14 protein-coding genes are annotated in these 23,373 nt (G+C 54.8%); 7 read left to right on the top strand and 7 right to left on the bottom strand.

Annotated elements, in window-relative coordinates:
- Positions 1 to 79: 79 nt before the first annotated feature.
- Positions 80 to 2,080: a thioredoxin-like domain-containing protein gene (locus MFFC18_RS06635; protein WP_075083159.1), complete on the bottom strand. Its 2,001-nt coding sequence runs from the start codon at positions 2,078 to 2,080 to the stop codon at positions 80 to 82.
- Between the two features lie 142 nt (positions 2,081 to 2,222).
- On the opposite strand from MFFC18_RS06635, the gene MFFC18_RS06630 reads away from it, so the two are divergent.
- Both MFFC18_RS06630 and MFFC18_RS06625 read left to right on the top strand, forming a co-directional pair.
- On the top strand, positions 2,223 to 3,302 hold the full coding sequence (locus MFFC18_RS06630; RefSeq protein WP_075083158.1) for a M28 family peptidase: 1,080 nt from the start codon (positions 2,223 to 2,225) through the stop codon (positions 3,300 to 3,302).
- Positions 3,303 to 3,326: 24 nt separating this feature from the next.
- A complete protein-coding gene (locus MFFC18_RS06625) occupies positions 3,327 to 3,812 on the top strand; it encodes a hypothetical protein (RefSeq protein WP_075083157.1) in 486 nt (161 codons plus the stop codon).
- Positions 3,813 to 3,879: 67 nt separating this feature from the next.
- On the opposite strand, the gene MFFC18_RS06620 is transcribed toward MFFC18_RS06625, so the two are convergent.
- Complete coding sequence (locus tag MFFC18_RS06620) at positions 3,880 to 4,782, bottom strand: hypothetical protein (RefSeq protein ID WP_075083156.1); 903 nt, start codon at positions 4,780 to 4,782, stop codon at positions 3,880 to 3,882.
- A 110-nt stretch (positions 4,783 to 4,892) separates the two neighbouring features.
- On the opposite strand from MFFC18_RS06620, the gene MFFC18_RS06615 reads away from it, so the two are divergent.
- The 4 genes from MFFC18_RS06615 (at position 4,893) to MFFC18_RS06600 (ending at position 10,780) form a co-directional block, all read left to right on the top strand.
- Positions 4,893 to 5,981 carry an FAD-dependent oxidoreductase gene (locus MFFC18_RS06615; RefSeq protein WP_084416915.1) on the top strand — a complete coding sequence of 363 codons (1,089 nt, stop codon included), beginning with the start codon at positions 4,893 to 4,895 and terminating at the stop codon, positions 5,979 to 5,981.
- Positions 5,982 to 6,042: 61 nt separating this feature from the next.
- On the top strand, positions 6,043 to 7,830 hold the full coding sequence (locus tag MFFC18_RS06610) for a divalent metal cation transporter (RefSeq protein WP_075083154.1): 1,788 nt from the start codon (positions 6,043 to 6,045) through the stop codon (positions 7,828 to 7,830).
- Between the two features lie 80 nt (positions 7,831 to 7,910).
- On the top strand, positions 7,911 to 8,738 hold the full coding sequence (locus tag MFFC18_RS06605; RefSeq protein WP_075083153.1) for a hypothetical protein: 828 nt from the start codon (positions 7,911 to 7,913) through the stop codon (positions 8,736 to 8,738).
- 65 nt (positions 8,739 to 8,803) lie between these two features.
- A complete protein-coding gene (locus tag MFFC18_RS06600; RefSeq protein WP_075083152.1) occupies positions 8,804 to 10,780 on the top strand; it encodes a sulfatase family protein in 1,977 nt (658 codons plus the stop codon).
- A gap of 60 nt (positions 10,781 to 10,840) precedes the next feature.
- On the opposite strand, the gene MFFC18_RS06595 is transcribed toward MFFC18_RS06600, so the two are convergent.
- A complete protein-coding gene (locus MFFC18_RS06595) occupies positions 10,841 to 12,283 on the bottom strand; it encodes a class II fumarate hydratase (RefSeq protein WP_075083254.1) in 1,443 nt (480 codons plus the stop codon).
- A 108-nt stretch (positions 12,284 to 12,391) separates the two neighbouring features.
- On the opposite strand from MFFC18_RS06595, the gene pdxH reads away from it, so the two are divergent.
- Positions 12,392 to 13,039: a pyridoxamine 5'-phosphate oxidase gene (gene pdxH / locus MFFC18_RS06590; protein ID WP_075083151.1), complete on the top strand. Its 648-nt coding sequence runs from the start codon at positions 12,392 to 12,394 to the stop codon at positions 13,037 to 13,039.
- Positions 13,040 to 13,076: 37 nt separating this feature from the next.
- On the opposite strand, the gene MFFC18_RS06585 is transcribed toward pdxH, so the two are convergent.
- The 4 genes from MFFC18_RS06585 to MFFC18_RS06570 all read right to left on the bottom strand — a co-directional run bounded on the left by MFFC18_RS06585 (position 13,077) and on the right by MFFC18_RS06570 (position 23,323).
- The gene (locus MFFC18_RS06585) at positions 13,077 to 13,994 is read right to left on the bottom strand and encodes a ZIP family metal transporter (protein ID WP_075083150.1); all 918 of its coding nucleotides are present in this window, start codon (positions 13,992 to 13,994) and stop codon (positions 13,077 to 13,079) included.
- A 144-nt stretch (positions 13,995 to 14,138) separates the two neighbouring features.
- Complete coding sequence (locus tag MFFC18_RS06580) at positions 14,139 to 17,624, bottom strand: UvrD-helicase domain-containing protein (protein WP_075083149.1); 3,486 nt, start codon at positions 17,622 to 17,624, stop codon at positions 14,139 to 14,141.
- Positions 17,618 to 20,599 (bottom strand): PD-(D/E)XK nuclease family protein, encoded by a 2,982-nt coding sequence (locus MFFC18_RS06575; protein WP_075083148.1) that lies wholly within the window; start codon positions 20,597 to 20,599, stop codon positions 17,618 to 17,620. Before MFFC18_RS06575 ends, MFFC18_RS06580 begins: the two co-directional genes overlap by 7 nt.
- Before the next feature lie 96 nt (positions 20,600 to 20,695).
- Positions 20,696 to 23,323: a DUF11 domain-containing protein gene (locus MFFC18_RS06570; protein WP_075083147.1), complete on the bottom strand. Its 2,628-nt coding sequence runs from the start codon at positions 23,321 to 23,323 to the stop codon at positions 20,696 to 20,698.
- Between the last annotated feature and the right edge of the window lie 50 nt (positions 23,324 to 23,373).

The following is a 23,373-nucleotide window of genomic DNA, read 5'->3' as shown; positions in this document are numbered from 1 at the left end:
CGACTGGCCAAGTTTCGCGTCCAAACAGAAGCAAAGTTCTTTCGTGTCGATTGTCGAATGACTATCGGCACGAGCAAGTTTACTTCACGCGGATTCTCGCCTGCTCACGGACTTCATCACGAGTCAGCTTTCCGTCTCCGTTTTTGTCGTAGGCGTTGAATCCCCAGGTTCGCACGGCACGGGGAAGTTCGCCACGAACAATGAACCCATCGTTGTCTTTGTCGAAACGTTCGAAATATTTGCGTTCGATTTCGTCAACTCTCGCCAATTGATCTTCGGTCAGTTGGCGAGCTTGAATCGTAGGCTCTGCCTGTAGATTCTGGCTCTCCGAATTCTTGACCGCGGCATCATTGGGCTGGTGCGGGACTGCAATGTCGTAGAACGCAACCGCCATCTCTTCCCAGGTTTGGTCTCCCCAGGAAACCAGTTTAGACGGATCGGGATTGAACGGGTTCTCCTTTGAGTTATCGAACTCAACCGTCGCCTGCAAACGGCGAACTTCGCTTAGCTCAATCGGTTCCGCCAGTTCGTAGCGATGCTGCCAGTTGAAATCGTAGCGTGGCACACTGAGAATCGGCTGGTCCGTTTTATCTTTCAGCGTCACCGACGAAACGAAGGACTTGCCGCGATAGTGCATGTGCGGCGAGACCGAAAGCAGCGTGCCATCGCGCGGCAATCGTCCGCGACTGAGAGCCACCTCATGCGACGCGGCAAAAGGCGGTATTTCGAACTCCTGATCGAGTGCCATCACCGTCATCAGCTCATGTTCGATCGCGGACTCATCGGCAAACACGAGCCCCACTTTGGTGACATCCGTTTGCGGCGTTCCGTTGGGCGTGTAGTGCATTTGAAAAACCAGACGCGAACCCTTGGGCACAAACCGGGCTCGATTGGACTTCCATGAAAGCGGCGTTTGTCCAGGCACGTAAGCCGCCAGCCAGCCAACTCCACGAGCCCGCTCTCCGTCGGGCGGACGAATGAAAACAATCGAGTGGTGCACGACCGAGCGATTGCCTGGCACGACTTCCGCGGCCGAAACCCAGCGGTCCTTGGTGAAGTTCGGATCGACGACGAAGTACTGATACTCAACGGTCTCGTCGGCTGGAATTTTGTAAGGCTGTTTGCTCATTTCAACGACGCGATCCGGTTCCCGCGGCAATCGCCACCCCGAAACGTATTCAATTTGTTGTGGCAGCAACGCGGCGTCGCCCATCGGCGTCCCCTGATCGACCCATTCGCGAAGCAACTGTTTGTCAGCAACGCTCATATTCCTGGCGTTGGCAAACTTCCCAACTGATTCGTCGGCGTGCCACGGAGGCATCCGCTGCTCCTCGATGACTTCCAACATCATGTCAGCCCAACCAATCGCTTCCTCGTACGTCTCCAAAGAAAACGGCCCGATCTCTCCCGCACGATGGCATTCGACACAGTTTCTTTGCAACACCCGGGAAACCTGATTCGCAAACGTCACCGTTGCCTCCGCCGCCGACTCGCGCTTTCGCCCCAGCAAACAGCCTGCAGGCTCCGTCTCGGCGACTTCGATGGCTTTTCCCGCCAGCGCATTTTCGATCGCAATCTTCAAATCCTGACGATCCGCAGAAGACCGTGAAACGCCAGGCAAGTACTGATCATCGATTCGTCCGCGGTAAACAATCTTCCGCTGCGAATCGAAAACGACGACTTCCGGAGTCCGTGTCACTTTCAGCTGGTCTGCGAATCGGTTGTCGTAGTCCTTGGCGAACTCAAACGAAATGCCGGACCGATCGATGTACTGCTGGACCTCGTCGACCGAGTCTTGCACATTGCTGCTGATGCCAACAAAGCGAACTTTGTCGAACTGCTTTGAAAATTTCTCCAGCCTGCCAGCGTAGAGCTTTGCCAGCGGGCACTCGGTTCCCAGAAAACACAGCACCGTCAATTCGTGCTCTGGCTGCTGCTCAATGACGATGTTCTGAGCCCCTCGAATGCTGACTAACTCGACAGCCGGGACATCGCCGACATCCGTTTTGTCATCCGCGCAGACGATCGACGACGGCAGCAAAGCGCCAAAAGCCAACAGATATGGAATGAAACGATTCATGGGATTCAACTGGAAACGTGAAATGGATCAGAATTCGGTTTTCCGCTGCAATCCATTACAATGTTGACTCCCTGACTGTGCAATGGAATGCGAGCCGGTATGGCCGACAATTTCGACGGTGCGAGTCTCAACAAGGATAGAAATGTCTGCGAAAATTCAAATACTGTTCTGCGTCTTGCTGCTGAGCCTACCCGCAGTGCTGTTCGCTCAACAACCGACTGCGAACGCTGCGCGGCAGACAAAAAACGAGCCTGCGACCAATCCGGCCAAACAGGACGTGCCGCCGGAATCGCGGATCGCGGACGCTGGCGCGGACTTTAACAAAGATTTCGCTTTCAATCACTTGAAAGCCATTTGTGACATTGGCCCTCGCAAGAGCACGTCGGAGGGCATGGCGACTCAGCAGGCGATGCTGCAAAAGCACTTCGAAGCTTTGGGTGCGATGGTCGGCTATCAGAATTTTGAAGTCAACGATCCGCGGACGGGCCAACCGGCGACGCTTTCGAACTTGATCGTGCGGTGGCATCCGGAGCGGACCAAACGACTGATGATCTGTTGTCATTACGACACGCGCCCGTTCCCTGACAGCGATCCGGTCAATCCGCAGGGCGTGTTTATCGGTGCCAACGACGGAGCGTCCGGAGCCGCTTTCCTTTGCGAGCTTGGTCGGCATATGCAAAATCAGGACGGCCCGGTTGGCTTTGATTTTGTATTCTTCGACGGCGAAGAATTCGTTTTCGTCGCACGCCGTGACCCAATGTTTCTGGGCTCTCTACATTTCGCCAGGCAATACGCCGCGGGAAACTGGGACGTCAAATACGACTATGCGGTTTTGGTCGACATGATCGGTGACAAAAGCTTGCAGTTGAAAATGGAAGTCAACAGCTACAACATGGCGAGGAATTTGACCAAAATGATCTGGTCTATCGCCAAAGATCTGAAAGTTCGCGAGTTTCGAGCGTCAAAAGGGCATACAATCAAGGACGATCACTTGCCGCTCAATGAGATCGCGAAAATTCCGACCTGCGACATCATTGACTTTGACTATCCCAAGCCAGGGATGCGAAATCGCTATTGGCATACGACGCAGGACAGCGTCGAGAATTGCAGCGCTGAGTCGCTGGGCAAAGTCGGTATCGTGATGCTCGAATGGACGCGGCGGATGCAGACGCTTTACGAGAAAAACGAAAAGAAGAAATCTCGCACTGCGAATCGAAGATAGCCAACCACGAGGACGAGGCCAGAGATGAATTTTGAAGTGTTCTTTGAAGTGTTTGAACCGATCATCGGTTTCAGCCAAAACGTCAAGAACATCGCACTGCTGTTGGGACTTGGCTCAGTCGCTGGCGGCATCGTTTCACTTTTTGCACACAAGCGACAGCTGGATGACATTTTTGAGGCACCGCATACGGCCAGTGAACTTCAGTTCGAATCGCGAAAGTATCGCCGTCGTGCGATCGCCAGTTCGCTGATTGCATCGCAAGGCATCATGCTGGCCGGAATTTCTTTTGTGGACGAACTTCGAACTCTCGCGATTTTCATCAGTATCATTCTGTTGATGCTGGTCGGAATCCTCGGCATTGCGATGTTCGATTTCTTTTCCGTAGGCATCAACGAGATCGCTCGCAAAGACGACAAAGCGCGGAAAGCGTTGGTTGACGAGTACGTTCGTCAGCGGAACAAACTGGCGCAACAAAAAGAAGAAAACGAAGAGCCGCCAGGCGGCGAGTAGTCTGCCTTACGGATGGTTTCTGTCCGTTTTGACGCAAGAACCACTGATCCTCAGATCCAGCCCGCGATCATTTCTCGCACAGCCGTTTTGTCTCTTCAGCGCCAAAGATTGCCACCAGCTTCAAGTAGGGTCGCAGCCCAAGCACTCTGGTTTTTCGAGCCCGAAGTGGAGCCGCCTTCGTTCCGCAAACTTTGCACAGAGCTTCAGGATCGCTCGCTCCGCAACAGGAACAGCAGGATTCGACGTGCCAACAGACTCCATCGGAGCTTCCCGCCGGAGTCAGATCAACGCGAAACTCCAAATCGTGTTCTATTGAAACGCGAACCGCACGGGCCAACCGTTGCCAGGCGATCGAAGCGGAATCGATTTGCTGACAGACTCGATCGAGCCACACTAACTGTTGTTTCGTGAATTTGCCCTGGCTCCACACGCCAAACCACCGCGGCGACGTCGTCGGAAACAGGCCTGAATCTTCCTGCGACAAAAACGCAGCCTCGAATTGATCGACGATCGAAAGGCCTTGCGTTTCGCGCCCCGATCCCTCGCACTCCATCAACGCCATGAACCCGGATGCACCGTCGTCGTTTCCGAACGGCAGCCAACCAAAACAACCGGCTTTGGAAAATTCAACTTCGCCATCGAGTTCGCTGGACGCGACCGGCACATTGGCGGGACAACGCAAACACGCCGCATCGGCTTCTTTTTTTCCGCCGTACGCGGCGTAGACTTCTTCCACTGGAAACCCGAGGGCTTCACCGGGCCGGTTCGAATCCGCGTCCGGATGAAGACAAACGCCGTCCACAATTCGCCGCTCCAATTCGCCGACCGCGACCGCCCGCAGACTTCGCAGTTCCCGAAACGCGGCATCGGTCAGATTTTTCGCATCCGCGTCGCGGAACGGGCAAGGCACAACGATCGTCCAGCGCAGAAATGGCGGCGTAGGGCCAAGGATCGCGGCGCTTCTTTTCATCACGTAAGGATCCGGCTGACGGGTCGTCGAAAGGTGGCACAAGTTATACAATTTGCGGCTCGTTCGCCACGGTCTTTTTTCCGGCGAGCCGTTGTATCCAAGGAGATATCGTGTCAGAAAAAGTCGTCATTATCGGAAGTGGTCCTGCGGGTTGGTCAGCAGCAATTTACGCCGCGCGTGCGAATCTCGATCCGCTTTTGTTTGAGGGCACGGTCAAGCCGGAGATGATTCCGCTGGGTCAGTTGGCGTACACCACCGAAGTCGAAAACTATCCTGGTTTTCCATTCGGCAACGTCCGTGCCTTTGTCGAAAGTGCAGTCGACAAGGACCGCCACTGGAACTTGCCTTCGATTCCGAATCATCTTCGCGAAAAAAAGAAACGCGAAAGCCTTGCGGACATCCAGCCCCACTATGCCGTTCAGGGCACCGAGTTGATGGAGCTGATGAAGCAGCAGGCGTTGAACTTCGATACGCGCGTCGTCAGCGATGACATTGTCGATGTCGATTTCGGTTCCAGCCCAATGAAAGTCATCCCAGCCAACGGTGATCCGATTGAGACTCATTCAATCATCATCGCCACCGGAGCACGCGCGAACTATCTTGGATTGCCGTCCGAAGAAGCCTACAAAAATAAAGGCGTCAGTGCCTGTGCGGTTTGCGATGGAGCACTTCCACTTTTCTGGAACAAACCGCTGGCCGTAGTCGGCGGCGGAGACTCGGCTGTCGAAGAGGCGACGTATCTTGCGAACCTGAAAACGGCCGTCAAGGTTTACATGATCATTCGTCGCGACGAAATGCGTGCCTCGAAGATCATGGCCGAACGAGCGATGAACCATCCGAAGATCGAGATCCTGTGGAACTCTGTGGTCGAGGAAGTTGTTGGCGATGGAGATCTGGTCAACGGCCTGAAAATCAAAAGCACCAAAGACGACAGTATCTCCGATTTGGAAGTCGGCGGCATGTTCGTCGCGATCGGCCACACGCCAAACACAGGGTTCCTGTCCGGCAAACTGGAGATGAACGATAAGGGATATATCCAGTGGAGCAAGGCGTTTCGCACCAATACCAGCGTCGAAGGCGTTTTTGCGGCCGGTGACGTGGCCGATGACTACTATCGTCAGGCAATCACTTCAGCCGGTACAGGCTGCATGGCGGCGTTGGATGTTGAAAGATATCTGGCCGACAAGGGCATCGAATAGCTGTTCATTTTGTTTAAGATAGTGCGACAGACTTCTGCCTCTTGACCACCAATTTTGAACAATGAGCAACAATACATTTCGCGACCGTGAAATTCTGACTGCAGCCCAGGCAAAAGGCCCAACCGCAACGTTGGGAGCCTGGCTTCGACTTTCCGGTCCCGGATGGTTGCAAAGCGCGATCACGCTCGGCGGCGGCTCACTCGGCGGAGCACTTTATCTGGGAATGCTTGCCGGCACGAGCATGCTCTGGTTGCAGCTCGTGGCGATCGTCATCGGCGTCATTATGCTTTCGGCGATCAGCTACATTTCGCTTTCCACGCGGATGCGTCCCTATGCTGCGATCAACGAATACGTGAACCCGGTCCTTGGAGTCGGCTGGGTTACCGCAACGATTCTGGCAAACATGATTTTCATTTTGCCGCAGTTCAGCCTGTCCTATTCGGCTCTCAACGATTCGCTGTTCCCCGGTTTGGATGCTTCGATCCCGGAATCCAAACTCACGATTTCGCTGATCATTGGCGCGGTCGCTCTGGCAGCAGCCTTCTTCAGTTTCCGCCCCGGAACGATGTTCAAGATTTTCGACCTGATGTTGAAAGCGATCATCGGCATGGTAGTCCTCTGCTTTGTCGCAGTTGCCTACGTTCTGGCTCGCGACGGCGCGGTCAACTGGGCGGAGATCGCTCAGGGGTTCATCCCGAACTTTATGCAGTGGGGACAAGCCAGCCCTGAAATCCAGAACATGCTGGTTGGACTCGACGGAGAAGCCAGATCGTTTTACGAAACACGAATCATTGATAAACAGCAGAGCATCATGATCGGTGTGACGGCCACCGCGGTTGGTCTGAACATGACTTTCCTGTTGCCGTATTCGATGATCTCGCGAGGCTGGGACAAGAACTTCCGTGGATTCGCTCGATGGGAACTGATCACCGCGATGGCGATTCCGTACATCCTCGTAACGACCTGCATTGTTATCGCTTCGGCGCATGCTTTCCACGCGAAAGCCGACGCCAGTTTCCTTTCCAATGACGCTGCTGAAGTTCAGGAAAGCCACCTGCTGGGAATGGCCAGCGGTGCCCTCAAAGATCGCTACGTCGCGGTCAACCAGGATAACGCCGATGCGATGGCCAAACTGAACAGCGTCGACGAGATTACCGGAGCAGACGAAGCGGCCACGGCGACAGCCCAGAAGGCAGCAACCTCGGCCCTGTTGGCTGAATTTGTCTCCAATCTCTCGGAAGAAGAAAGAAAACTTTCGCTCGCGCTCGTAAAGCCCAACGCAAAACAACTCGCGATCACGCTCAAACCTGCTCTTGAGAAACTGACGGGTAGCGAACGAGCCGCCGAATGGGTGTTCGGACTTGGTGCCCTGGGCATGGGTTTCTCGACGATCATTATCCTGATGATGATCAACGGTTACGCTTTCGCAGAAATCTTGGGTGATTACGACAGCACCGGTTATCGCCTGTTCGGCGCGGCGTTGGCGTTTGCTTCCGGCGTCAGCTGGGTTTGGGTTTGGGGTACCGGATCACAAACCTGGTTACTGATCATCGCGTCGACGTTTGCCGGCATTTTGTTGCCAATTGCCTACTTCTCGTTCTTCCTGCTGATGAACAATCGGCAGTTGCTGGGCGAGTACAAACCGACGGGTGGGCGAATGGTGTTCTGGAACGTTCTGATGCTGATCGGCGTCGCCGGAGCGGTTCTTCAAGCCTATGGTTCGCTGATGAAAGTGATCGACAACTCGACGACCGGTCCTTACGTTGTCGGCGGAGTCGTGGCGTTCATGGTACTTGCCCTGATCGGTTTTTCGGCTGCCGGGTTCCGACGCCCGGAGGAGTCTGCATAGCCGACTGCTAGCGACCACTTTCGCTGGACCCTGATCTGCCAAACCGTTAGTCTCCGCAAAAAATCCTGTGGAGATGGCACATGGTTTCGCAGATACAGAAATCGATTCAACTGGTCGCTTTGATGACAGCAGCATTGGTATGGGCAAACGCAACAGCCGTTTGTCAGGAATTCAAAATCGAAACGGCAATCTATGCCGGTGACGCCAAGCTCCCGGTTGCGCAAAACGTAACGCTGTTTCAGAACGACCTGATCGTTGATCTGAAAGTTGATTTTGCGAATCCGCCCAACGTGCTGGAAACCAAAATTTACGATTCGCGACAAAAGAAAGTCACGTTGCTTGATCACGCTCGCAGCATTCGGCTTGAAATCTCAGACAACCGTTTGCTGCAGATGGTTGATGGCTTGCGCCGCGACATCTCGCAAAAGAAAGATCTTCAGTTTCTCGTTAGCGAAGTCTTTGAGGAGACTGAAGAGCTGGAAACTTCTCGCATCGTGCTGAAAAGCCCGACGATTCGGTACCAGGTCGAAGGACAGCGTCCGACTGACAGCAATTACCTTCCGATCCACGGCGAGTTTTTGGATATCTTTACACGCCTGAGCGCATCAGACCCCGGCGGCTTTCCTCCGTTCGCGCGTTTGCGTCTGAATGAGTCGATCAAAAAGATGGGCTGGATTCCTACTTCGGTAGAAATCGAAATGGGAGCCAACGCTTTGGTGCCCAAAGGCGTGAAGATGAAATCAACGCATGTCCTGATAGACGGACTCTCGACTGACGACTTGGCAAAAATTGAGGCCGCAAAGAAGCAATGGCTGGGCTATCCCGTTGTCAACCTTCTGAAGTTTCGAGGAATAGATCAGACCGCTTCTGCCGATAACCAGTCTGGAGAGACGACCGCAACGAAGTAGCAGCTTGCTAGCAGACAGGTCGTTTCCGCTCGACCTTCAATCTGATTCGAAAGCGCGGCGCGTCAATGAAGAAACATCTGCTGGTGACTCTGCTGGTATTTGCAGCAGTCGGAACTTGCCTGTGGTCATTTGGAATCGGAGCAGGCCCAAAGCTCGCTTCTTCAATACCGTTTCTTTCATCGACGCCGGTCGAAATTCTTCCGCCCGATCCACGGCCGAACATCATCCTGATCAATCTGGACGACGCCGACCATACGCTGCTTTCAGATGAGATGTTGCAGCTCTATCCCGGATTCAACGAACTCGCCAAACGCAGCGTTTCGTTCACCAACCTGCACGTCACCACTCCGTTCTGCGGTCCATCGCGAGCCGCACTGTTTCGCGGCCAGTACGCTCACCGGACCGGGGTTCGCGTCAACATTCCCGAATCGCCACTGTCGCTAAAATTTCGAGGCGGCTACACCGAGTTCCAACGGCAGGGACACGATCATGATGAGCTTGGCGTGTGGCTCAAACGTGGCGGATATCGAACGATGATGCTGGGCAAGTACCATCACAACGGTTTCGATTTCAAAAAACCCGATGGCTATGATGACTTCTACGTCTCCAACGGTGGAAGGTATCAGGGGACTTACGTTTTCACGACACGAGAAAGCCCGGAAGGCGCTCCCCGGCGTAATGGCTTGGATGTTTACCGCACCGATCAGGAGTCTGACGATGCGATTGCGTTGATTCGACAACACGCGACACGCCGAAAGCTGCAAACGAACTCTGGAGAAGTCGCTCAGCCATTTTTCTTTTACTACGCGCCGCTGGCTCCGCATCGTCCTTCCGGCCTCGATTTTTCGAAGATGGTGAACGACGAGAAGTACAAGAACTGGCAGCCAAACCTGAAGATTCCGCGAACTCCGGACTTCGACGAGCCTGACATGCTCGACAAGCCTTCGCACCGTCAGTCGCCTCCTTATTCGGCTGAAGAGCTTGCGACGTTGCACTTCGAGCATCAATGTCGGGCGAGGGCCGTCAAGTCAGTCGATGATTTTGTGCAACGCATGATCAAGGAACTGAAGGCCAAGGGCATGTACGAAAACACGTGGTTCATGATCACGTCGGACAACGGCTATCAACTGGGGCACCATCGATTAATGAGCAAGCTCGACCCGTATCGGATGTCAACGACGGCGCCGCTGTTCGTTTCCGGACCGGAGGTAAAGGAGCCTTGCAAGGCCGATCATTTGCTGGCTCACATCGACATGTGTCCGACGATTTTGGATTTGGCCAAGTGCCCCAAACCGGACTTTCTTGATGGCAAGTCGTTTGTTGATCTGGTTCGAGACCCAAAGTCGCACGCGGAGGATTCGTGGCGGAAGCCAGTTGTTTTGGAAAACTGGCAAGTCAAACGGAACCGACGAATTTTCCTTCCGGGAATGTATAGCGGCCTTCGCTATCACGACAAACTGTACGTGGAGTGGTGCAGTGGCGAGCGCGAGTACTACGATCTGGCAACCGATCCGTATGAGTTGGACAACGCTTACGATTCGTTGTCGGAATCGGAGAAGGAAGAACTTCGTGACGACCTGTTCGCGGCACGGTCCGTGAAGATGGATCCAATCGTAACGGTGATGCATCGTCCGATCCTGACAGATCATCGAAAGTTTCCATTCTGCGTCCGTGGCATGGCGGAAGACGATCGTTGCATCAAAAGAATTAAAGTCATGATTCGCCACATGCAGCACGGTTTCTGGAACGGCCAATCGTGGCAGCGAAGTCGGACTCATGTTGAAACGACTGATTTCCCGTCCGACCAACAGATGGTGTCCTGGCAATACGATATTCGACAGGCGGTTTCTCATCTGACCGAAAAGGACAGCATCGTCGTCGACGATCGCAAAGTCTTCCGCGTGGTGCTGCAAGCGTTCGCGTGGGATGGCGATGGCAATCAATCCGAAGAAGCCCGGACGCAAATGTTTGTGCCATTCACGACGGATCCCTACGAAGAAAATCGCACCGCCGACGCGAAGCAAACGACGGCGGTACGGTAGAGCCGTGGCAATCGCTGCGGTCGACGGTTGGTTGCGACCGCAGTGTGCAGCGTTTTCAATCTAAGCCTGTGGTTCAGTCATCGACCATGGATCGAGCGCTTCCTTCAGCGTCTCCGGCGGCAGAATGTTTTGCTCTTCGCACAGCTCGCGAATTGTTTTGCCGGACGCGAACGCTTCCTTGGCCAGCTTCGCAGCTTTCTCGTACCCGATGTGCGGGTTAAGGCTGGTGCACATGGACAGGCTCTGCTCAACAAACGATTCGCACTTCTCTTCGTTCGCTTTCATCTCGGTCACACAGAACTCATTGAACGCTTTCGTTCCGTTGGCCAGCAGCAGAATGCTTTCGAGCGTCGTCTGAGCCATCACAGGCATCATGATGTTCAGCTGAAACTGCCCACCGGTCGCGCCGCAAATGGTAATCGTCTGGTCATTGCCCATCACGCGAGCCGTCAGTTGCATCATGCTCTCGCTCATCACCGGATTCACTTTCCCGGGCATGATCGAACTTCCTGGCTGCCGCGTCGGCAAAGCGACTTCGTAGAAACCGCAGCGCGGACCGGACCCGAGCCAGCGGATATTGTTGGAAACATTGAACAGCGTCGAGGCGATCGCTTTCAAATTCGCGTGGCATTCCACCAGTCCATCCCGCTGCGCGTTGGCCTCGAAGTGATCGACCGCTTCGACAAAATCGATGCCCGTTTGGTCGGCAAGCACTTTCGCCACACGAGCCCCGAATTCCGGGTGCGTGTTGATTCCAGATCCGACAGCTGTGCCTCCAACAGGAAGTTCAAGCACACTGGTGACGGCGGACTCAGCGCGAGAAATGGAAAGCTCGATCTGCCGAGCAAATCCACCGAACTCCTGCCCCAGGCGTAGTGGCGTGGCGTCCATCAGGTGAGTCCGGCCGATCTTGATAATCTTGTCCCACTGTTTGGCTTTTTCCACGAACGCCTGATGCAAACCGCGTAGTGCAGGAATCAACTGGTTGTCGATTTCGGACGCAACGGCCACGTGGATCGCGGTTGGAAACGTATCGTTGGTGCTCTGGCCCATGTTGACGTGATCGTTGGGATGGATCGATTTGGTTTCTTCCATCCGGTCGCCGCCGTCAATTTCGATCGCGCGATTCGAAATGACTTCGTTGATGTTCATGTTGCTTGACGTACCCGATCCGGTCTGGAAAACATCGATCGGAAACTCGCTGTCCAGTTTGCCAGCGATGACTTCTTCGGTGGCCGCAATCAAAGATTGAACCTGCGCGTCGGTTAGCGGATTTTTTCCCGAACCGGTCAGTTTCCCAAGGTCGCGATTGGCGATCGCACAAGCATTCTTGACCCGGCCCATTGCCCGAATCATCGCCGGTGGCATGGTCCAGCCAGAAACGGGAAAGTTGTCGACAGCCCGCTGCGTCTGAGCGCCATAATAGGCGTCGCGAGGAACCTGGACTTCTCCCATGGAGTCTGTTTCAGTTCGCATTTCGGTGGACGGGTTTTCGTTGGACATCAGGAAACTTTCGAAAAATTTGACCGCGCAGTAGACTGTTGTGTTCATTCTGCCTTTGCGGTCACGCGATGGCAAGGGCAGCGGCAAACGAACGACGATTGAGAGACAATGGACTTTAAAGAGCTTCGCAAAGAATACGAAACGCACGGCATCGAAGAGTCGACGCTTGACGCGAATCCGTTGATTACGTTTCGAAACTGGATCACAACCGCTTCCGAAAATTGTCCGGATCAATGGTTCGAGCCCAATGCGATGATCCTGGCGACGGCTGGCCTGGATGGAATCGTGACGTCGCGAACGGTGCTGCTCAAGGGCCTCGACGAGGACTCGATCCGGTTTTACACCAACTACGGTTCGACCAAAGGGCAACAGCTTGCCGAAAACCCGAATGCATCGGTAACGTTTCACTGGGCTTGGCTGGGACAGCAAGTTCGCCTGCGAGGTCGCACTGTCAAAACATCGCGAGAAGATTCGCTGAAGTATTTCCACTCCCGACCGCGCGGTTCGCAGCTTGGCGCGTTGGCGTCACGGCAATCCGAAAAAGTTGAGTCCCGCGAACAGCTGGAGCAGATTCGGGCAGAGTTGGAAACGAAATACGACGGTCAGGAGGTTCCGCTGCCTGACGACTGGGGCGGCTATCGACTGACTCCAGAAGTCATCGAATTCTGGCAGGGGCGACTGGATCGAATGCACGATCGCGTGGTCTATCAGCGAGGAAATGATGGCGACTGGACTCGATTCCGCATCGCTCCGTAAAGAAACGATACGCGTGGGCGACCAGTCATTGCCAATTTCAATCCGCGCCATCAACCGCGACGGATGAGTCCACCGGCGCTTCGACGCTCACCGGTACACGATCGATCTGGGCATCCGTCGGGGTGTGCCGGTGGCCGGGCAAGTATTCGATGCCGAACGCGATGGCGACTCCCAACAGCAACATCGTGGACAGTTGCATTCGATCGTGGGCGTGAAAGTGAACTTCGGGCAACAGGTCTCCAAGCGAGATGCACAGGAAAATTCCGGCTGAAAAGGCGAGGCAGTATCCGAGCACAATTTCACTGGCCGCGAACTGGGAAACTCCGAAGTAGAACAACGCGGCACCGATCGGGCAAACGAGTGAGAAAATCAGGCTGACCACGACCTGCTGATTGACGGTCCAACCTCTGGCGTGCATCAGGCTGGTGATCGACATCGCGTCGAGCGGCTTGTGTAGAAAGATTGCCAGGAATACGCCAAATCCGACCCAAACCGAATGCTCGGACATCGTCGCCGCTGCCAACGCAAAACCGTCGATCAGCGTGTGGATCGCGAGCCCGAAACAGAGCCCGGCCCAGCTAAAATCTTTTTCTCCGTGATGGTGGTCACAGTGAACATGGTGATGGTCGCGTTCGTTGTCGCAAAGTTCTTTTTGTTTGTGCTGATGCTCGGTATCGACCGCCAGGTCGTGCTGGTGAAAGTGAAACAGCCGCACCATGAAAAACATGAACAACAGCGCGAACAGGCAAACCACCAACGCTGTCTCTGCCGAACCCAGTTTGGTAATCGCCAGCGGCAGCAGGTGCAACAGCGCCACGCCCAACATCACACCAGCGACCAAACTCAGCACCAACTGAATCCTGCGATGCGTCAGTTTCATCATCGACGGCAGCGATCCGCCCACCGTCGAGACGATGATAATGAGAACGCAGTAGACAATCAGAACTTGGTACATGAAACCAGACAGAGAAGTTTGGGAAGCATCGCGGGGCAAGAAACATCACAGGATCGGCAACATTGGTCTTGGACGCAAGTGTGCGGAAAAACTTTCTTCCGAATTGCAGCGAACTCACGAATTCGACAGACTTTTTATCGCGGCCTACTCAACGTCATCTGACCAGAAAGTCTGCTGGACTTCGGACGCTTCCTTTTTCGGTCGCTTCGTCGCGGCCTTGGGTGGTTTCAACTTCTTCTTGCGAGGCAGCTTCAGGTCCGTGCTGTTGTCGACCGAGTGGTCCAGCGAGTCCACCTGAATCACTTGCCCAGACTGCACAAAAACCAGACGCGTGGCGATTCGATCCGCAGCCAGCCCAAGCATCTTTTCAACCGCAGCCCGATAGGCCGTCAACTGCGGGCGATAAAACTCAATTCGGCCCGTCAAATTTGAGTCGTCAATATGATCGACTTTGAAATCGATAATCTCCGCGGCAACGATCTGGCCGTCTTCATAGACCAAAACCAGGCGATCCACCGTGCCTTCGATCAGAGAACCGGAATCCGAATCGACGTGATCCAGCTGATCCATCAACACCGCCAATCGCTTCTCGGTGTGGACTTCGATCCGATTGGCTGAACCAGACGCTTCCGTTGCGTCCAGATCGGGAATGACGTACTGCTCTTTGACGGAAGACGAAGACAGCAGATTTTTCAGATTGTCAAATTGCAGCAGTTCACGAAACCTTTTGATCGCGGCTTCGATTTGGCCGGAACCGGGCGACTTTTCTTTAAGCAGCTTTCGAAGCTCGCCGTCAGAAATTGACTCGCCTTCGTCAAGCCAACGAATCTGCTCAAAGCAACAATGCATCAGCTCGCCGAACTCGAGCGCCATTTCGCGGTCTGGAGAAGTCAGCGTTTCACTCAGCCGGACGCGATTGCCACCTTCGAGCATCGACGGCCGCACCCGAGCCATCCCACGCATAGATTTCGCGGCCCGTGAAAGCGGACGGTACAGATTGTTCGTGAGATTTTGCGAATAGTATTGTTTGACTACAGCCGAATCGATGCCTTCATCCGTTTTTGCCGCGTCCCCGGATTCAGCCTGGAACCAGTTCGCATCGCCTCGCTCGTACAACAGCCCTTCTTTGCGGACCACTTTGTCTTTCTTCCGCCCTTCGCCTTTTTCGATTAACTCTGGACAAAGCAACGCCAACAAAACCCCCGCTTCGGTTTTCCCGTGCGGCTTGTGACCGTAAGAACACACGATATGCAACGAATGAACAGCTCGGGTGACAGCGACATAGAAATTGCACATCCGTTCGCGAACCGTGCGTTCCTGATCGTCTTCAAAAATCTCCTGCAACGAATCAGGCAACAGTTTGCGATGGTGCACGTTGGCGTATCGCGACACAATATTGATATCGTCGGTTGGCGTTGGGCGTCCGACGATCAACGGTGGCGTATGGCCCAGCCAGCCGTTTTTCAGGTATCGCATCGGCAACACGACGGCGTCGAATTCGAGGCCTTTTGATTTGTGCACCGTCATCACGCGAACGCGAGCCGAACTTGCGTCCGCAATTTTGACTTCCTCGCGAACGTACTCAACGAACCGATTGGGGCGCATCGACCAGCGTTGACTGTCGGATCGATTCGAATAAGCCAGCCTAACAAGGTGCTGCAACCGAAGCAGCTCGCGCTTCGTGCAACTCGGAGCCAGCGTTCTGGCCAGAGACTCGATCGTCGGACCGTAGCCTTCCTGCACCAACCGCTCACGAAGCATAGCCGCTCCTTCGACGGCAGCGGTTCGGTTTGCGGACTGGTTTTCGACCGTTTCGGGCTCCAGTTCGAACATTTTCGCCAGTGGTGAATGCGAAAGGTGAAAGCGAGCGATGCTGTCGCCGGGATGGTCCGCCAACTTCAGTGCCGACAGCACGATTTCGACGGCTGCGGAATCCGTGAGCGCCGTTCCGCCTTCTTCGGACGCCCGAATGCCGGCCGACTGCAGCATGAAAATCAGCTGGCCGACTTCCTTGTTGGTCGGAACCAGCACGCCGATCGTTTTGTCCGCCGGAAGCGTCTCGTGCAGTCGCCGCACACGCTCGACAGTGGAAATTTTCAGATTCTCATTGCGTTCGTTGTTGACCAACCCTTCACTGCCGGCAGATTTTTTCGTCTCAAGCGTCGCGTCAGACGCATACTCGACCGTGACGTGACCGCCGAGTTCCTTCTTCGCCGTGGAATGCAGATTGAACCACTCTTCCCAGCCATGAACCGCGCGATTGACGACTTCACTATCGCTCTGATAGTCGTCCAAGTGCATGAACACGTCGTTCACGAAATCGATGATGACTTGCGAGCTACGGTAGCTTGTCGAAAGCGGTTCGGCTTTGTCCAGCCCATCCAGTTTTCGTTCGACCAGGTCAAAAATCTCCGCCACGCCGCCGCGCCAACCAAAGATGGCCTGCTTCATGTCGCCAACACAAAAGAAAGATCGCAGCGGATCATTCGAATGGCAAACGGCTTTCGCGAACGGCTCGATGACGTTCCACTGAGTCGGCGAAGTATCCTGAAACTCGTCCAGCAGCAAATGTCGAATCTGGTGGTCCAGACGAAACGCGAATCGATCCGTGTTCCACATCGCCACGAACTCAACCAGCCTTTCGGTGACGTCTTCGAAACGCATCTGCCCCATCTCGGCCTTGATCGATTCCAATCGCTCTCCGTACAACCCCAGCAACGCACACGTCGCTCGGTTCTGTTTGATCAGCCGCGTTGTAATCCACGCGCGGCAATGGCGAATCAAAGCCTGCACCAGCGCAATGTTTTCCTCTGGCAAAATCGTGCGTCCGTACCGACCCGTTCCTTCCAGCACGTTGACGAACCAGGTCTGTTCCGCAAGATCGCTCCAGGATTCCTGCTGGATCATGGGAACCATTTTGGCGTCCCAGGTCTTGGTGAGGTTCTTCTTGTCGAACTTCATCGCCTCTGCCCGCGCCGTCACTTCGGACAATTCATCGTCACTGAGAAACGTCTTCACTTCCTCCAGACGATCCCAGGCTTCGGGCTGTGATTCACGGCGAATCATGTACATTTGCTTCACAACATCGCGCACCAGCGTCGCGATCTTGCGGCTGGATTCTCCCTTGGCCACCAACGGCAACAAAGTTGCGACGTCTTTCTGTCGAAGCAGGTCATGAATCGTCCGCCGAGACAACATTTCGATCTGCTGTTCGTCAACGATATCCCAAGCCGGCGGCAAACCGAGTTCCAGCGAAAACACCCGGGCGACACGATTGAAGAAGCTGTCGAGCGTTCCAATCTCCAACCGGTGCAAGTTCCGCAGCAGTTTTTGCAGCACCTCGGCAGCCCGATCCTGCTCCAACGGAACGCCCAATTCGGACTGCAACCGCGACGCGTGTTCCGCTGAGAGAGCAGCTTTCGAAAGTCGCTGGATGATCCGGTCAAGGATTTCGCCGGCACCTTTTTTGGTGAACGTCGTCGCCAGAATTTCCTGACAGTCGACTCCGGAAACCAGCAGATTCAAATAGCGATTCGAAAGCTGAAACGTTTTCCCCGTACCCGCCGACGCACGAATGACGATGTTCTCAAAAACCCCAGCGGTCTCCGTGGGAATGCGATTGTCTACCATGGCGGCGCCTCCTCGGCTGCGAACCCGAACTCAGCGGCCACGATCGAGTCGCGTTCAAACACGTTGTCCTGGCAAATCGCAGCGTACTTTTCCGAGAAAATCGGCGGCGGATCGGTGGGCGGCCCAAACACGCCGGCTCGAATGTCACGGATCACGCGAAACGCTTCCTTGTCCGCATAGTCCAGCATCGACGAATCCCAACGAGCTTTCGCGAACTTGATATCGTTCAAATTCTTGGACAGCAAAATGTAGCCCAACGAGATGTCGTCCAAATTGGCGCCTTTGATGATGTCGACTTCGCGAACCAGATGACGATAAAGCGGCAACTGCAAGTCGATCCATTGCTTGTTCTTCAGATGAGCTTTCTGCGGATCGTTGCCAGAATCGGAAGTCTTATAATCCCAGACCGCAACCTGGCCGGTGACTTCGTGCCGATCGACGCGGTCAATTTTTCCGCGAATGGTGAACGGTTCGTTGTCGACCATCAATTCGTGATACAGCAACTCCTCACAGCTAACGATCTGCCAACCTTCCTGACGCTGTGCGGCTTGCAGCGTAGAAAATTTCTCTAGCCGACCGCGAAGCTGCTCCAGTTGAATCCGCAGCGCCGGCAAACGCGATCCGGGAAATCGAATCCCTGATTCGTGATCCAACTGTTTGCTCAACCAGTCGAAAATCTCCTCGTCGTCTTTCGACTCTTTTATGTCGGCTTCGTAAAACGACTGCAAAACATCATGAGCCAGATCGCCGAACGTTCCGCCGCTCATTTCTGACCAGTCGTCTGCCGTTTCGTCGAGCCGCAGAACGTGCTGCAAGTAAAAACGATAGGGACATTTCAAATAATCCTTGAACTGCGTGACTCGCATCGAATCAATCGGTTTTACGATATGAGGCCGCGGGACCGAAAACTGCTGCGTCGTCGTTTTCTCAGCCAGACTCTTTTCGAACAGCCAAAAGTTGTTCTCATCCTTGCCTTCGAAACTGAAAAACGAATAAGCACGCTGGGCAGAGGTCTGTTGGTCCTGCGTGAAAAGTAGCCGACTGGGCTTGAGCGGATCTTTGGACGCGTTATTTCGACCGGAAATCAACAGGTAGTCATCTCGGACCGAAGTAATCAAGGTCAACGCGTAGACATCACGCGCGAATCGCCGGTTGTTGTCAAGTATGCCAAGCTGTTCGCAAAGCTTGTTCGGGAGAAACTGATGACCGAACTCGGAAGTCGGCACATATTCGTCGTTCATGCCCACGATCGCCATCACCGGCGCGTCATCGAGCGGCAGATCGAGCCAACCGGCGAACTCAATCGCGTCGATGATCGGCGGATCGACGACTCGCTGATCCGAAGCCGCTTCCAACGCCCACTCGAGAGCTTCAACCGCCGAACACGTTGTGCCGAATTCGGCGGGGACATGCCGATGGTTCGCTAACGCCGTGTGCATGGCCTGACACGCCAACAAAGTCTGTTGGTCAAGCGCGATGTTGCGATCAAGTTCACGTTCGCCGTAAATCGCAATCAGAATATCCGACCAGGGCTCGGTCCACTTCGAAATCTTCTGCGGTGGTTTGTCGAGCGGACGCAGCAGGCTGGCGATCAACCGGTGAACCGTATTCAACAGCCGAACGTTATCGGCCTCAATACCGGCTCGCTTTTTTGAGCCCGCGTCGCCTTCGGTGAATCGCTTTGCTATCTTCGCCGGATCGCCAAACGGACTCTCGTCGCCAATTCGAATCCAGTCCGGCAGCTTTCTGTTTTGATAGTCGTCCAACGCATCCAGATATCCGTCTACGGAATTCTCATCGTCGCCCAATTGCTCGGTCAGCCAGCGATACATGTCGGGATGCCGCAGCAGGATCGCGAACGCGTTGTAGTCCTGTTGCTTGAAGTATTCGCGACAAGCCAACATCAAACGAACCGGAGCTGTTTCACCCAGCGGTTTTCCTGCAAGGTTTCGATGCGTCAATTCGATCGAGTTGATACTTCGCTGAAGCTGAGGAATCAGCTCCTCAGTCGGTACGCCGATCGTGACCTCATCGGTTGAGTAATCGCTGTCGAGGTGCGTGATAAAGTGAGCTGCACAGGCGGCTTGATCGGCTGGCCCATCCACGAACAGAATCTTGTCGTCCGGCACGGCAACGGAAGCTTCGAGCCACTGAGTCGTGATCAAGTTTCCATATTCGTCAAAGCGATCCGCATGCGATTTGTCGGCCGCAATCATGACGGTGACTTGTGAGGTCAACTGAGCCAACATGCCTTCGATGCTACGGTTAATGTCGGCGGTCGCGACCAACACGACGTCCTTGTCAGTGCGGCAACGGACTTCTTTGATATCATCCTTCAGCCCCGCGGCGGCGATGTAGTTGCGAGCCGCCTGGCGATCCCACAGGTCGGCTTTGCCAAGGATCTGATAGTAGCGATTCTGGACTTCGCGAAGCACTTCCCAACGCTCAAGCTCGTTTTTCAGAAAGCCATCGAGTTCGGCGACTTCACGAGCGACGCTTCGAAAACTCCACACGTCGCTGGCCAATCGCGTGTGCAATCGCGAAAGCAACCTCGCCAGCGGTTGCCAGTCTTTGAGGTCTTCGACATCCGCCCGCCCGGTGAGACATTCGATTTCTTCGTCGGGCGTTTGCTCAAGAGCACGCGACCACGCGATCTGCTGAGCCAAATCGGTCGCCAGCAGCTTTTCCGGCGTGTAGAGATACTCCGGGAAACTCCCCAGCGTCGTAATTTCCGGCGGCGAAAACGCGGCGTCACGCTCCTGAGCTTGCACAGCCAGCAATTGCATCAGCCGATGTCTGGCTCGTGTGGTCGGCACAACGATCAGGACATTGGACATGTCAAGCGTCGCACCGGCCGAAGTCGATTGCGACGAATTTAATTTCGCAAACCCGGACTCAAACAGTCGCTCTGCTGCCGTCAGCAGTGGCGGCTGATGCAGCCCCAGAAAAATTCGTTGGATCGTTGGCGGTTTCAAAGTTCATTCCGTTAGGAGGGTCATCCTGTGGAACGTCATGATACCGAATCTGGTTCAAAAGAGAACGTTGCTGGCAACGACTCAGCCCGTTTGATCCTAGCGGTCTGAGTAAACCCGTGTGGTTTCTTCTTTGCTGACCGGAGTCGCCCGCGTACCGGCTTTCATCGTCACGACGACGCGATGGTCACCGTCGGCGCGGCCTTTCGCCTGCACGATCACATTGAGCTCTTCACCCGGTCGCAAACTGGTTATCGGCTCGAACAGAACCTGCTGATTGCGAATCTGGTTTCGAAGATCGCCGTCCACTGAAGTCGGCTCAAGGCCTGACGGAAAATCAATTTGCAGCTGCACGTTGGTCGCAGCCTGCGTTCCCTGATTGACCAGACTGATTCGGTAACGCGTATCCGCTCCGATCTCAATCGGATCGACCACATCATCGATGTCGAAGAACACATCGACCAGATGCAACACGTTGAGCTTCTGCATCGTCTCAGATTTTTGATTCAAATCCGCTTCAGCTTCGAACTTAATATTCTGTTCTCCGGCTTCAACCGGCGAGGTAACGACTTCGACGTCTCCCGAACTTCCCGCGTTCAAGTCACGCATCTGCCAAATGACAGCGTGCGAGTTGCGATCGTATTGTCCGCGATTGTTGGCACTGACGAATCGCAGTCCGCTCGGAAGCCGTGCGATCAGTCGCAGATTCGTCGCCGCAGCTGTTCCCTGATTGCCAACGGTGAACGTATGAGCCACCTGTCGCTGGATGTACCGTGTGGTTGGGCCTTCGCTGGACGTCGTCAGTTTCGGCGCGATGATTTCGACATCCGTTTCGTGTTTTGCCTGAAGCCCACCTTTGGCGGATGCAAACATGACGTTGCGTAAACGTCCGACGCGAGCCGCTCGCAAACCTAGTCGAACTCGACGGGATTGGCCCGGCATCAGCGTTCCAATTTCGTATTCAAGCTCCCGCGATCCGTCCTGAAACTCAAGCAACTCCGGGACTTCTTCCTGGATGATGACATCATGAGCCGGTCCGTTGCCCGTGTTTTCCACCGTGACGTCGAATTCGACGTTGTTGCCGATCAGAATTTTCGGATCAGCGGTGTGAGTGATCGTGAGCTTCGGCTGGGTCACTTTGGTTCGGTTAGAGGCGCGTCCGCCAAAGTAGAACTGAGCGACGCTGCCGATTTCACCAGGAACCGTTGGCTGAAGCTGAAGCAGAATCGTACGCTCTTCGCCCGGTTTCATGGTCCCCAACTGCCACTGCAATTCGCCGTTGCGGGACTGAGACGAAGGTTTTGGATTGGCGTCAATGAATCGGGCTCCTTCGGGAACCTGATCGACAACCAGAACGTCGTCCACCGAGACGCGGCCGACGTTGCGAATTTTGACTTCGAAGTCAGCCGTTTGGTTGACTTGTATTTCGTTCGGGCTGAACTTTTGAATGATCATCGAAGGAGACTGCACGCCTTCGAATTGACGATCGCCAGGTTTCGAGCTGACGCGACTGGCCTGGACCATGGGCGGCCGAGTCGATGCGGATGGCAGTTGAGTTCGAGCCGGAGTTTGAGTTCGGGGTTGCGAGGCGGAATTTGGCATTCGCGTCTGGCCGCTCGGCGAAAGCGAAGTGTTTCTACCTGAGTTCTGAAACGTGCTGCTCGTTTTGGCATTCAAGCCTCCGGTGGACGGTCTGTCCAAAGACTGAACAGTCGGCTTTTGCCCAAACGGATTTCTGGCAGGCGTCGACGCAGCAGAAGATTTCGAGGGCGGAAATGTCGAACCTGGACGAGTCGCCGGAGTCGCAGATGGCGTCCGAGTTTGCTGTGGTGAGGTGCTTGAGATCGGATTCAAGGACTTGCTTTGAAAGCCGCTGGGTTTGGGTTGGCTTGCGGCGAAAGGACGCGTCGCCGGCATGGAGTCGAGCGTCGGCTTGGCTTCGATTTGCTTGATTTCAGGTGACTTTTGCCCGAACGGCGAGCCACTGGAAGCGACCTCCGGAGCCTTCGTCTGGCTCGGCGCACCGAATCGCGAAGCCGTGCTTGAACCGAAAGTTGATTTGGCTCGATTGGTCACGTCGCCGGCGGTGTCTTTCAGGCTATTGCCCATCTGATTGAAGCGATTGGAAACGCTGCTCGTTGCGTCGCCGACTTTATCCTTCAGGTTCTTCGCGGCGTCGCCAATGGTTTTCTGGACAGCCGTTCCGGGAGTCGTTGCCGGTCCTCCAATGCCGAAGGTGTTGCGTGCCGATCCGGTTTCCAGTTGAGCAATTCGGTTGGGCGGCGGAGTTTTCGTTTGGCTGGTTGAGATCGTGGGTCTGTCGAACGTTCCCGGAGCCTGCCGCTTGGTAATTGTCGCGGGAGTGGTTGCTGGCTTAAACGTTTTGGCGAACTTGCTCGGACCGTTTGGGTTCGGCTTGTCTTTCATCGACGGCGTTGTATTGGCGACGGAACCTCCAAACGTTTCCTTGCGTTTGATGACTGGAGCGTCGACGATCGATTTGACGTCGGTATCTTTATCTTCAGCTTCGGCAACCACGGAGTCAGCCCCCGGTTTGTCAGTGCCTGGATCTTCTGGAATTCGCTCGCCAGAAAGTGACTGGATGACGGCGAAGGTGCCCAGTGCGACGAACAGTCCGACGGCCAGAAAGCGTCCAATGAGGGCACCGTTCCCACGCGAAGCGGTCGTCTCGCTCGTGTCCTGATCTGTCGTTTCGTTTTCAGTCATCGTGCCATCCGGTCGATTGGATAATCCATGGGCGGACGCCGAGACTCAGA

This window comes from Mariniblastus fucicola, from assembly GCF_008087665.1.
Lineage (GTDB): Bacteria > Planctomycetota > Planctomycetia > Pirellulales > Pirellulaceae > Mariniblastus > Mariniblastus fucicola.
This window is presented reverse-complemented; position numbering and strand designations above follow the sequence as displayed.